The sequence below is a fragment of the Thalassovita aquimarina genome (assembly GCF_018219815.1).
GTDB lineage: Bacteria > Pseudomonadota > Alphaproteobacteria > Rhodobacterales > Rhodobacteraceae > Thalassobius > Thalassobius aquimarinus.
The window spans coordinates 17,881-30,306 of sequence record NZ_JADMKU010000009.1; the positions used below are offsets into that span (position 1 = coordinate 17,881).

The following is a 12,426-nucleotide window of genomic DNA, read 5'->3' on the forward strand; positions in this document are numbered from 1 at the left end:
GGGAAGGGGCTGACGCCGCCAAAAAAGGCCCGGCCGAAGCCGGGCGAGAACGCGAACACGTTCGGGTTTGTTCTTTTGAAACAGTGGCTAAGGGTCGAAGACTTATTCGACCACCGCGATCACTTCACTCGACAGAATCTCTTCGGTTCCGGCGTTTTCGCAGGTCACGGCCAGGTCCGATGTGCCGCTCAGTTCGACCGTGTCCGCGACGATCTGGGTGCAGCCGTTCTGCGCATTGGAATTGCCGTTGAAGGTGACGTTTGATGCCGGCATGTAGATCGCGCCTTGCAGCGTCATGCTCGAGCCGCCGTTGAATTTGTGTGAAATGTCGCCGGTGCCAGTATAGGTGCCGCTGTTATTGTCCTTCGATTCCCAGAACAGCAATCCGGAGGTCGGTCCGCTTGTCGGAGCGGCCAGGTTGATATCTGCACCGCCATTGTATTGCACCGTGGCACCATTGGTCAGGAAGAAGGTCACGCCGCCCGAACTGGTGATATTGGCCTGCGAATTGATGCTGAGCGTACCGCCATCGATGATGTAGAGGCCCGGTTCGAATATGACATCGCCCTTGAGAGACACGCCGTTGCAGAACGTCTTGCTTTTCATCCCGTTGGGATGGTCGTCCGTGGGCGTGACGGTCGTAGTGTATTGCGGGTGGCCGATATTGCCATTTCTGCACTCCCCCCAGAGCACCGGTTCGGCGCGGTCAGCATAGGGATCACGGGATTTCGGTTGCATGACCTTGGGCGCGGGACATCCTGTCAGATGCAAATTGGAAGTGTAAACGACATCACCCACCGCATGGACACATTCGGTCGTCATCAAGGAAGCGCTGTTTTCCATCGCGAAGGCGTCCTGGGCCGCGGAATTGGACGTGACGACGCAATTGTTCAGCTTCACATTGGTCGAGCCGCCGACCGTGATCGCACCCGAGGCGGTGTCTGACAGCGCCAGGATGCAGGTGGGGTTGCCCGCACTGATCAGGCTGACCGAACGGGCGGTCAATTCGACGTTGTCTCCCATGAAAAATGCAGTGAACCAGCGCGGGCGGGTTTCGGTCAGGATGATTTCGACCGCATCATGGTTGCCGGCATTGGGGCCGGTTCGGGGCGGCGAATACATTTTCAACTCGCCGATATCGTAGGAAAATCCAGATTTTTTCGCGATGGCCATAGCATCGACATACATGAACGAACCGTTGTCGCCCGCGCGCAGGCGCGATGCCGCGGCGTGGGAGGTCAGGTCGGAAATGTGCTGAAGCTGTCGCTGTTTCTGGTACCAGTGACCGGTTTCCACGCCCAGGCCCAGCCCCCCTATCACGAGTGGGGAAACAAGAGCCGTCATAACAAGAACAGAGCCCGTGTCTTCACGGGCGAACTGGGAAAGGCGCTTTGGCAAAGGCAGTCTTATAGGCATAGCGCACCCTTTCTGTTTCAGTCGTAGATGATTTGTATGATCGCCGGGGCGATGATGATGACGAAGAGGATCGGCAGGAAGAACAGGATCATCGGCACGGTCAATTTCGGCGGCAGCGCGGCGGCTTTCTGTTTCGCCCGTTCCAGTCGCAGGTCTCGGCTTTCCTTGGCGTGCACCCTGAGCGCGCGGCCCAGGTCGGTGCCGTATTTCTCGGTCTGTTTCAGCGATCCCACAACGTGGCGCACCGGTTCCAGACCGGTCCGTTCGACCAGGTTTTCCAGCGCCTGCGACCGGTCCTGCAGATAGGACAGTTCCAGCGCGGTGAGCGAGATTTCCTCGGCCAGTTCGGGCGATTGCATGCCGATTTCCTCCGACAGCCGGATCAACGCGGCGTCGATGCCATAGCCCGATTCAATGCAGATCAGCAGCAGGTCCAGCGCATCCGGCCACGCCGCCTGAATCGACTGCTGTCGCTTCTGGATGCGGTTGGTGACAATCAGCGGGGGCAGCAAGACGCCAGCCACGCCACCCCCGCCCCCCAGAAACAGCAAATTGAGCAAGGTCGGCGCCTTGCCCAGAACAACCGTGCCGTAGAATGTCGCCAGCCCAGCCAGAACGACTGGGGCGAGAAGCCGGATCGCGATGTAAGTCTGAACCGCCGAGGAACCGCGGATCCCGGCCATTTTCAGCCGCTTGGACAGCTGCGCGGTGTCGCCCGCGGTCTTGTCCATGAACGCCTTGGGAACCAGCCGCTTCAGCAACGACGTGCTGTTCTTGCTGTTCTTGCCTCCCACTGCAGTTGCAATGCGCGATTTCTTCTGCGTCATCGCGCGCATGCCGCCATGTTCGATCGCCACCTTGGCCAGCCGGCGCTGCAGGTTTTCCTTCTGCAGCCTGGGCAGGGTAAGCCCAAGCACCAGAAGGAAGCCCGCAAGCGCCATCAGCGCGGTGGCCAGAAGGACGGGGGAAACATAGTGGAACAGGGACACGGTTGACACCTTACACTTTGAAATTGATCATTTTTTTCATCACCATCACACCGGTGAACATCCAGAACGCGCAACCGGCGAGGATCAGATTGCCGACCGTAGTCGAGGTCAGGATGGTGATGTAATCGGGGCTGAGATAGAACAGCGCGGCGGCCACCAGCAGCGGCATGGCACCGATCAAACGGCCGGACATTTTCGCTTCGGCGCTCATGGTCTGGATCTGGGCATCCAGCATCTTGCGGCCGCGCACCACCGAGGACAGGTTGGTCAGGATTTCCGACAGCGACCCGCCGCTGCGCGACTGCACCGCCAGAACGATGGCGAAGAAAGAGGTTTCCGGCAGCGGTACCCGCACCGCAAGACGGTGGACGGCCTTTTCCAGCGTGATACCGACCGACTGGTCGTTGATCAGCTGATTGAATTCCGACCGTACCGGTTCGCGCGCCTCGTTGGCGATGGTTTTCAGGCATTCGCTGAGCGGCAGCCCGGCGCTGACCCCGCGCACGATGATATCAAGCGCCGAGGGAAATTCATTGGCGAATTGCTTCAACCGTTTCTTGATGGTGCGTAGCACATAGAAGTAGGGCAGCGCGCCGCCGAGCGGGACAGCAACGATAAGCATCAGGAGCGGTTGCTTGCCAAACGACAGCACCAGCCCGCACCAGACCGCCACGATCGTCATGATGGTCACCAGGATGTACTTCGGTTTGCTCCAGTTCAGCCCGGCCTGGCGCAGCTTGGCGGAAATCGAGGGGCCGCTATCCTTGTCCTTGTTCTTCATTGCCGAGCGGATCTGCCGGCGGCGCAGTTCGGCGTCGATCGGGTCATTTCCCGAACTCATCCGCCCCGGTTCCTTGCCGGTGACCCGGTTCAGTCGGCGGCGCAGCAGCGATCCACGGCCCTTTTCCGCATTGCTCTGGAACAGCAATCCGCCGATCAGGATGCTCACCGTCACGAAGATGGCGACGTCGATGGGGTCGATGTGGAGGTTTTGCAGAAGTTCACTCATTCGGCGGCCCACTCATCGACTTCCGAGGCGCGCAAGGCTTCGGTCAGCTTATCCTCGACATTGTAGTAACGGGCGCGTTCCCACATTTTCGGACGGCTGATCCCGGTCGACTTGTGCCGCCCGATCAGGTTGCCGTCTTCGTCTTCGCCCTGGATTTCGTAGACCATCAGGTCCTGAGTGGTCAGAACGTCGCCTTCCATGCCCAGGACTTCGGTGATGTGGGTGATCCGGCGCGATCCGTCCCGCAGGCGTTGTGCCTGCACGATCACATCGACGGAACTTGCGATGATTTCGCGGATCGTGCGCGGCGGCAGGGCGGACCCGCCCATGGTGATCATCGCCTCGAGGCGCGACAACCCATCGCGAGGCGAGTTGGCGTGCACCGTGCCCATCGATCCGTCGTGGCCGGTGTTCATCGCCTGCAGCAGGTCAAAGGCTTCTGAGCCACGCACCTCGCCCACGATGATGCGTTCGGGACGCATCCGCAGACAGTTCTTGACCAGGTCGCGCATGGTGATTTCACCGGTGCCTTCCAGGCTGGGCGGGCGGGTTTCCAGCCGCACCACATGCGGCTGTTGCAGCTGCAGTTCGGCAGCGTCTTCGCAGGTCACGATCCGTTCGGACGTTTCGATATAGCCGGCGAGGCAGTTCAGCAGCGTCGTCTTGCCCGACCCGGTGCCGCCGGACACCAGAACGTTACAGCGCACCCTGCCGATGATCTGCAGGATTTCCGCCCCTTCCGGGGTGATCGACCCGAATTCGACAAGGTTCTGCAAGGTCAGGGAATCCTTGCGGAATTTCCGGATGGTGAGCGAAGTGCCATCGACAGCCAGAGGCGGCGCGATGACGTTCACGCGCGATCCGTCGGGCAGGCGCGCGTCACAGATCGGGCTGGATTCGTCGACCCGGCGACCGACCTGGCTGACGATCCTCTGGCAGACGTTCAAGAGCTGCTGCGCATCGTTGAAGCGGATATTGGTCCGCTGCATCTTGCCGCCGACCTCGATGAAGATCGGGTCGGTGCCGTTGACCATGATGTCGGCGATGTCGTCGCGCGCCAGAAGCGGTTCCAGCGGGCCATAGCCGAGGATGTCGTTGGTGATGTCGGAAATCAGCAACTGCTGTTCTTCTTCCGAAATCACTTCCTTCTTCACGGCCAGGATGTCGGTGACGTAATTCGCGATCTCGGTCCGTTCGGAATCCGCGTCCATCTTGGCCAGCTGGCTGATGTCGAGCATCGACATCAGCGTTTCCATGATCGACCGTTTCAGATCGAAATAGGCGCTGTCGCCTTCTTCCATTGCGTATTTCCGGTTCGCCTCCGACACGGCGGGCTTAGGGGCCGGCTTCGATTTTGCCGGGGCGGGCTTGGCGGCCTTGCGGACCGGGGCAGGGGTTTTATCGACGGGATCTTCCTTCGGGGCCTCGGTGGTGGCCGTAGCCAGTTTCGCGACCTTTGGGGCAGTGTTGATGGGACCGGTTCTTTTGCCGAACATGGGGGGCCTCTGAAACAATGGACGATTTACGCGCAGCTTGGCTGCACACACGCGCAGCGCGACCTGCAATCAGTATTCCGGGCCGTGATCACCCCAACAATTCAGCCGAGTGGCCTAGTTTTTAGCGGCAAGTTCGTCTGGCCAAACCCCACAAAGTATGTAGGCCGAAAACTTTTGAACCCGGCCTTTAGCTTTATGCGCGGCGAAGTTGTCCCCCCCGTTGAGGTTACTATGGATTCAGGGAATCGCGAGGGATCGAAATGGATCGCGGCGGCACGAAAGAGACCTGTCTTGTCGTGTGGCCGGGGCAGAAAAGTAGATGGATTGTTGGCATGAGTGAAAGCACCCTTGTTTTGAATTCGACCGATGCGAAAATCGGGGGTGTGGCGCTGCCCCCGGTAGAAAAGGACCTGCGGGTCCTGGTCCTGTCCTCACCGGATGCAACGACGTTGAGTGTTGACCCGGAAGGGCAGGTCTCGCTGCATGTCGTGGCGGGCTGGGAAGCTCTTCAGACAGCGTTGAGGCGGTACGACTATGACCTGCTGGCGATCGAAGTCGGTCCAGGTGCGACGGGTTTCGAAAGCGAAAAGTTCGCTTTGATCCGCAAGGACTATCCCGGGTTGCATGTCGCCCTGTTCGGGGCGTCCATCGAGGTTGCGATGGCGCGCACCGCGCTCAGGGCCGGGGTGACCGGTGTCTTTCAGACCGGTGGCGGTGTGATGGACACGGCCCTGCATCTTGTCGCCCAGGGCAAGGTTTTCATCGACGGCGCGCTGGCCAATCAGCTTATTGGCGAAAGCGACCAGACCGACGAAAACGACCATCCGCTGATTTCCCTGTCCGATACTGTCGCCTTGGTGGCCGATGACGACGAATATTTCCGCATGGCGGTGGTGACCATCCTGCGGAATGAATTCAACTTTTCCGAGGTGCTGGAAGCCAGCAGCCTCGATCAGGCCAAGCGGTTGATGGACGATCATAAGCAGATCGACCTGGCGCTGTTCGACCTGTCGATGCCGGGCATGTTCGGGGCCTCGTCGCTGCAGGGGTTGCGGCTGGAGCACCCGCAGGTACAGAAAATGGCTGTGGTGTCGGCATCGCGCAATCGCAACGACGTGCTGGAATCGCTTGCCTCGGGCACCTATGGATATGTCGAGAAATCGGAAGGCGTCAGAGAGCTGAAACACGCGCTGACCCAGATCATGATGGGGCGGGTCTATGCGCCGGCGCTGCTGCATGAACCGCCCGAAACCCCGAGCAAGCCTGTCCTGTTCGCGGTCGAGGGCAGCACCCGGTTTGAAAAGCCCCGCAATCCCGAACAGGTGGCCGAAGCCTCGCGCTATGTACCCGAAACCGCCTCCGAGGACATCGACCTGGATGCGATCCCGGAACTTTCGCCGCGCCAGCGCAAGGTGCTGGAACTTCTGGTTCAGGGCATGTCGAACAAGGAAATCGCCCGGGAACTGGATCTGGGGATCGGTACGGTGAAAGTGCACATAACCGCGCTGTTTTCGAAGCTGGGCGTTTCGAACCGGACCTCCGCGGTCGCTGTCGGAGCCCGTTTGTTGTAACGCAGAGGTATCCCTGATGTCATATGACAAGGATATCATGGCACAAGGATGCGAACCGGTTCAGGGCGACCGGATGGACGGGCGCTTGCGCGGCGTCCTGATCAAGCTGAGCCTCGCCGGGGGGCTCGCCGTTGCTGCGCTGTTCCTGATTTTCCATATAGTTCAATACGTTGCCGCAGGGTCGCAAGAGATTAGCAAGGCGACCCTGTCGCTGGAACTGCTGCAGGACATCGAGAATTCGGTGGTCACGACGATGGTGCCCCGGGGGCGCGAAACCGGGCCCGCGGTGCCGCTCGCCAAGGTGGAAGAGGACGTTCTGGCGCGGTTCACGGAATTGCGCGGATTGAACCCGCAGGACGGATCTGCCGCGCTGGCCACGTTGCAGGGCGTGACGATGGGGCTGTTGAACGCGGTCCACGCCATGATCGAGGCACGGCCGAACGGGGCGCTTCTCGAGGCGGTGGCGCCACAGCGGGCCGCGTTCGGGACGGCGTTGCAGGAAGCGACCTCGGAACAGCAGCAGATTGCGCAGGAAGGGCTGTCCGGGCTGGTCAAGCAGACCCGGTTCACCGTCTTTGCCATCGTGTTCGTGTTGGCGGCGACGGTGTTTTTGCTGACCACGGTTCTGGTGACCGGGTTCAAGGATATGAAGCGCCGTGAGGAGGTTGAACGGGAATTGCGCGCGGCGGTGCAGAAGGCGAACGAGGCCAGCCTGGCGAAATCCGCGTTCCTGGCCACGGTGACCCACGAATTGCGTACGCCGCTGAACGCGATCCTCGGCTATTCCGAGTTGCTGAACGACGAACCGCTTGGCAAGGACCAGAAAAAACAGGTGTCACGCCTGAGTGTTGCGGGGCAGACGCTGAGCCGCATCGTCGATGACGTCCTTGATCTGTCGCGGATCGAGGCCGGTGCGATGGAAATGCGCGATGAAACCTTTTGCCCGCGCGAACTGGTCAAGGAAGCGATCGATCTGGTTTCGGTCGATGCCTGCGCCAAGGGCCTGGTCCTGAGCTCCGAAGTCGCGCAAGACGTTCCGAAACTTCTGCGTGGCGACCCGCTGCGCCTGTCGCAGGTCTTGCTGAACCTGCTGAACAACGCCATCAAGTTCACCCCCGAGGGCTTCGTCACGCTGCGGATGACCGCCAGGATGGCCGCAGGCGATGTTTCGCAACTGCGGGTGGAGGTGCAGGACAGCGGCATCGGCATTTCGATCGCCGATCAGGATCACCTGTTCCAACGCTTTTCCCAGATGGAAAACGGTGTCAGCGAATACCAGGGCGGCAGTGGGCTTGGCCTGTCGATTTCGCAAGGGCTGATCGAACAGATGGGCGGCAGGATCAGCGTTTTCAGCCGTCAGGGCGAAGGCACGATCTTCTGGTTTCATGTCGAACTTCCGGTTGTCGAAAGCGACACCGCAGACGAACCGCCGGCGGCGGCTGGCGACGACCCGCAACCGCCGTTGCGCGATGTGTTGGGCAAGGTGATTCTGATCGATGACAGCGATGATACCGCCGACCTGCTGCAACGTATCCTGCAGCGCGAAGGGGTGGCGCTTTTCGCGGTTCCCGACACGGTCAGATCGCTGGAAAATGTGGTCGAACACGCGCCCGACGTCATTCTTTGCGACATGCAGATGCCCAATATCAGCGGCGATGAGTTGATACGCTGCATCCGGGCGCTGCCCAAGCCTTTCGGCGATACGCCGATCATCGCCTTTTCCGCGACGACGATGAAATCCGATATAGAAGACATGCTGATGGCCGGCGCGGACGGGTTCCTGGCCAAGCCGTTCAAGGCAAGCGATGTTACCAGCGCGATCGCGGCGGTCGTGTCCAGTCGCGCGGTAGCGGTTGATGTCGAAGAGGCGCCGAAAATGCGCGTTGCAGAAACCCCCGATGAACTTGACGACATCGTTGACCTCATGGGGCCCGATTGGGCACTGAAATATGTCGAGCGGCTGTCGGATCGGTTGGAGCGGTATTTCGAAGGCATCGGCGACAAGTCGGAACAGATCGGTCTGGCCCACAGCGTGGTGTCCGAGGCCGGCCAGCTTGGCATGCGAGATCTGGCCTGGGCCGCGTCTTCGCTGGAACAGGCGCTGCGCGCGGACGGGCGAACGCTGCGCGAAGAGGCCAAGTTCCGCACCGAGGCGCGCCAGTTCCTGTCGCGGCTGCCGCTTTACACCTCACATATCCGTCAGGCGCAATAACGTCCCGGCGGATGGTGGCTTGCTGCACCGCCCGGATCACCCCGGGCGCTGCCCTTGTCCCTTTGCAGCGTGGCGGCAGGACGACGGATTCGAGGATTTTGCTCGGGATTGGTTCCCGGCCCGCGCAAAACCGCGCGCCGCGCCATGCCACGGGCCGTCGTCAGGTTCGCAGGTTTTTCTGTGCGCGGCGCGTCAGCATGTTGCGCCGCAGGAAGGCGAGGATGAAAAATCCGGTCAGGATCAGGATGATCGTGGGGGCAGGGGCGCTGTCGATGAAAAAGCTCAGATAGGTGCCGCCCAGCATCGCGGCCATGCAGACCGCAACCGCCACCGCCATCATCGCGCCGAACCGGCGCACGGTCAGGAACGCGATGGCGCCCGGTGCGATCAGCAGCCCGATGGCCAGGATCAGACCGGTCGCGGTCAGCGTCGCCACGATGGTCAGCGACAGCATCGTCAGCAGCCCGTAATGCAGCAACCCGACCCGCAATCCCGACACCTGCGCCTGCGCCGGGTCGAAGGCGTGCAGCATCAGCGCCTTCCAGTTGACCAGCAGCAGCACGGCAACGACCAGCGAAATGATCCCAGCGGTCCACAGGTCGCCCGGTCCGACGCCCAGCATGTTGCCGAACAGGATGTGATCGAGATGCGCGTTGGTTTCGATCGAGGTGTAGAGGATGATGCCGATGCCGAACATGCCGGAAAACACCACGCCCATCACCGTGTCCTGCTTCACCCGACTGTTTTCGGACAGGTATCCGGTCGACAGGGCGCAGACCATGCCGGCGCCAAATGCCCCGACGATCAGCGGGATGCCGGCGATATAGGCCAGCACGATCCCGGGCAGAACCGCGTGGGAAATCGCGTCGCCCATCAGCGCCCAGCCTTTGAGCACCAGAAAACAGGACAGAAGCGCGGTCGGTACCGCCACCATCGCGGCGATCCAGAACGCGTTCTGCATGAACGGGAACTGCAGCGGGAAAAGCAGTGTGTCGATCATGGCCTAGGCCCTTTCCAATGCGGCGCGCGCCTTGGCCCGGGCGGCCAGCAGCCCGTGTTTCGGGGCGAAGACGAAGGCGGCGAGGAACAGCAGCGTCTGCAGGGTGACGATCACGCCGCCTGTCGCCCCGTCGAGGAAGTAACTGGCATAGGCGCCGATGAAACCGCTCAGCACACCAATGGAAATCGAAACCAGGATCAGCCGCGGGAACCGGTCGCACAGAAGGTAGGCGGTGGCCCCCGGCGTCACCACCATCGCGATGACCAGGAAGGCGCCCACCGTCTGCATCGCGGCCACCACGCAGGCCGACAACAGGGTGAAGAACACCGCCTTCAGCAGCCCGGTCTTCAGCCCCATCGACCTTGCGTGGTTTTCATCGAAGAAGGTGACCATCAGGTCCTTCCACTTCAGCGTCAGAACCGCGAGCGAGATGAACCCGATGAGCGCCAGCTGCAGCGTGTCCTCGGGGGTGATCGCAAGGATGTTGCCCATGGTGATCGTCTGCACGCTGATCGAGGTCGGGTTGATCGACACCAGAAACAGCCCAAGCCCGAAGAAGGAGGTGAAGATCAGCCCGATGATCACGTCGATCTTCAGTCCCGACCGGTCCGACAGGAACAGCATCGATCCAGCCGCCAGCCCGCCGGCGATGAAAGCGCCAAGCGCGAAGGGCAGGCCAAGTGCATAGGCGCCGACCACGCCCGGCACCACCGAATGGCTGAGAGCGTCGCCGATCAGCGACCAGCCTTTCAGCATCAGGTAGGCCGACAGGAAGGCGCAGACCCCGCCGACCAGCGCGGACACCCACATCGCGTTGGTCATGTAGCCATAGCCGAACGGTTCCAGCAGCAGGCTCATTTGTTCTTCTCCCGTGCACGGGTGTCGTTTCCGTATTGCACGAAGGGCCGCTCATCATCGGTCAGGATGCGGACCTGCCGCGGATCGTCATCGTCGTGCAGGTCGTGGCCGCCAAGGGTGAATTGCCGCAAAACACCGCCGAAGGCTTGTTTCAGGTTCGACGGCGTGAAGGTCGTTTCGGTCGGCCCGTAAGCCAGCACGGTCTGTTTCACCAGAACGGTTCGGTCGCAGAATTCCGGTACCGAACCGAGGTTGTGGGTCGATACCAGCATCACCCGGCCTTCTTCGCGCAGGTCGCGCAAAAGGGCGATGATCTGTTCCTCGGTCTTCACGTCGACCCCGGTGAACGGTTCGTCGAGCAGGATTACCCGGCCTTCCTGCGCCAACGCGCGGGCGAGGAAGACGCGCTTGCGCTGGCCGCCCGACAACTCGCCGATCTGGCGGTGGCGGAATTCGGTCATGTTGACCCGCGCCAGCGCCTGGTCCACCGCGTCGCGGTCGCGCTGCGCCGGGCGGCGCAGCAATCCCATATGGCCATAGCGGCCCATCATCACCACGTCCTCGACCAGCACCGGGAAGGTCCAGTCGACCTCTTCCGATTGCGGCACGTAGGCGACGAGGTTTTCCTTCAGCGCCTGCTTCACCGTGCGCCCCAGCAGCCGGATATCCCCCCGAGCGACCGGCACGAAGCCCATGATCGCCTTGAACAGGGTGGATTTGCCTGCGCCGTTGATGCCGACCAGCGCGGTGACGGTGCCACGCGGTATCTCGAAACTGGCGTCAAGCAGCGCGGTATGCCCGTTGCGGTAAGTCACCGTGACGTCGGAGGCATAGATCCCGCCCGCGGGGCCGTTTTCGGCGATGCGGGCGTCCAGGGGCTGACTGTCTGTCATGGTGTCTTGCATGTTCAAGGCCTAGTTTTCACTGCCGGTCAGGCCGGTGACGATGGTTTCCGAGGTGACGCGCAACAGGTCCAGATAGGTCGGGACCGGTCCGTCGGGGTCGGACAGGCTGTCGACATAGAGTACCCCACCATAGGCCGATCCGGTTTCGCGCGCGACTTGCTTGGCGGGGGCGGTGTTGACCGTGCTTTCGCAGAATACCGCCGGGACCTCATGCGCGCGCACCCCGTCGATCACCGCGCGGACCTGCTGTGGCGTGCCGGTCTGATCGGCATTCATCGGCCAGAGATACAATTCGTTCAACCCGAAATCGCGCGCCAGGTAGCTGAAGGCGCCTTCGCAGGTGACCAGCCAACGTTTACCGTCCGGGATCTCGGAAATCCTGGCGCGCAGCGGTTCCAGCGTCGCGCGCAGCCGGTCCTTGTAGGCGGTCGCATTGGCCCGGTAGGTGTCGGCATTGTCCGGGTCGTGGGTGGCGAAGGCCGCCGCGATGTTGTCGATATAGACGATGGCATTGTCCAGGCCCATCCAGGCATGCGGGTTGGGTTTGCCTTCGTATTCGCCCTTGGCGATCGAAATCGGGTCGATCCCGTCGCTCAGCGTGGCCGAGGGGACATCGCCCAGATTGCGCAGGAACTGTTCGAACCACAGTTCCAGGTTCAGCCCGTTCCACAGGATCAGGTCGGCGTCATGGGCGCGCACGATATCGCGCGGGGTCGGTTCATAGCCGTGGATTTCCGCCCCGGGCTTGGTGACGGACACCACCTCGGCCGCGTCGCCGGCCACGTTCTGCGCCATGTCGGCCAGAACGGTGAAGGTGGTCACGACCTTCATCTGGTCGCCCAGGGCGGGTGCGGCCAGCAGTGCGCAGACAGCGGTGGCGAGGCTTCGCTTGGTGAAAGGGGGCATTGCGTCGGTCCTTTGGTCCTGTGCTCGAATCTTTGATAATGAAAATGAGAACTATTCTCAATAA

General features: G+C 61.5%; 10 protein-coding genes. 2 read left to right on the forward strand and 8 right to left on the reverse strand.

What is annotated here, in order from left to right:
* Positions 1 to 102: 102 nt before the first annotated feature.
* From IT775_RS11265 to IT775_RS11280, 4 genes are read right to left on the reverse strand one after another with little or no spacing between them, the layout of a single operon-like run.
* A complete protein-coding gene (locus IT775_RS11265) occupies positions 103 to 1,416 on the reverse strand; it encodes a pilus assembly protein TadG-related protein (protein ID WP_281414356.1) in 1,314 nt (437 codons plus the stop codon).
* A 17-nt stretch (positions 1,417 to 1,433) separates the two neighbouring features.
* Entirely contained in the window at positions 1,434 to 2,414 is a 981-nt protein-coding gene (locus tag IT775_RS11270) for a type II secretion system F family protein (RefSeq protein WP_212701217.1), read from the reverse strand.
* A 1-nt stretch (position 2,415) separates the two neighbouring features.
* Positions 2,416 to 3,414, reverse strand: coding sequence for a type II secretion system F family protein (locus IT775_RS11275; protein ID WP_212701218.1), 999 nt, complete (start codon positions 3,412 to 3,414; stop codon positions 2,416 to 2,418).
* Positions 3,411 to 4,715, reverse strand: a complete 1,305-nt coding sequence (locus tag IT775_RS11280) for a TadA family conjugal transfer-associated ATPase (protein WP_246525516.1) — start codon at positions 4,713 to 4,715, stop codon at positions 3,411 to 3,413. Before IT775_RS11280 ends, IT775_RS11275 begins: the two co-directional genes overlap by 4 nt.
* Before the next feature lie 527 nt (positions 4,716 to 5,242).
* Between IT775_RS11280 and IT775_RS11285 the strand changes: the two genes are divergently transcribed.
* Together IT775_RS11285 and IT775_RS11290 are read left to right on the forward strand one after the other, a co-directional pair.
* Positions 5,243 to 6,481, forward strand: coding sequence for a response regulator (locus tag IT775_RS11285; RefSeq protein ID WP_212701220.1), 1,239 nt, complete (start codon positions 5,243 to 5,245; stop codon positions 6,479 to 6,481).
* Positions 6,482 to 6,497: 16 nt separating this feature from the next.
* On the forward strand, positions 6,498 to 8,693 hold the full coding sequence (locus tag IT775_RS11290) for an ATP-binding response regulator (RefSeq protein ID WP_212701221.1): 2,196 nt from the start codon (positions 6,498 to 6,500) through the stop codon (positions 8,691 to 8,693).
* A gap of 160 nt (positions 8,694 to 8,853) precedes the next feature.
* Here IT775_RS11290 and IT775_RS11295 read toward each other — a convergent pair whose 3' ends face one another.
* Genes IT775_RS11295 through IT775_RS11310 form a run of 4 tightly spaced genes read right to left on the reverse strand, consistent with a single transcriptional unit; the run spans position 8,854 to position 12,362 of the window.
* On the reverse strand, positions 8,854 to 9,693 hold the full coding sequence (locus tag IT775_RS11295) for a metal ABC transporter permease (RefSeq protein ID WP_212701222.1): 840 nt from the start codon (positions 9,691 to 9,693) through the stop codon (positions 8,854 to 8,856).
* 3 nt (positions 9,694 to 9,696) lie between these two features.
* On the reverse strand, positions 9,697 to 10,551 hold the full coding sequence (locus IT775_RS11300; protein WP_212701223.1) for a metal ABC transporter permease: 855 nt from the start codon (positions 10,549 to 10,551) through the stop codon (positions 9,697 to 9,699).
* Positions 10,548 to 11,444 carry a manganese/iron ABC transporter ATP-binding protein gene (locus IT775_RS11305; RefSeq protein ID WP_212701224.1) on the reverse strand — a complete coding sequence of 299 codons (897 nt, stop codon included), beginning with the start codon at positions 11,442 to 11,444 and terminating at the stop codon, positions 10,548 to 10,550. Before IT775_RS11305 ends, IT775_RS11300 begins: the two co-directional genes overlap by 4 nt.
* 21 nt (positions 11,445 to 11,465) lie before the next feature.
* Positions 11,466 to 12,362, reverse strand: coding sequence for a metal ABC transporter substrate-binding protein (locus IT775_RS11310; protein WP_212701225.1), 897 nt, complete (start codon positions 12,360 to 12,362; stop codon positions 11,466 to 11,468).
* Positions 12,363 to 12,426 lie beyond the last annotated feature (64 nt).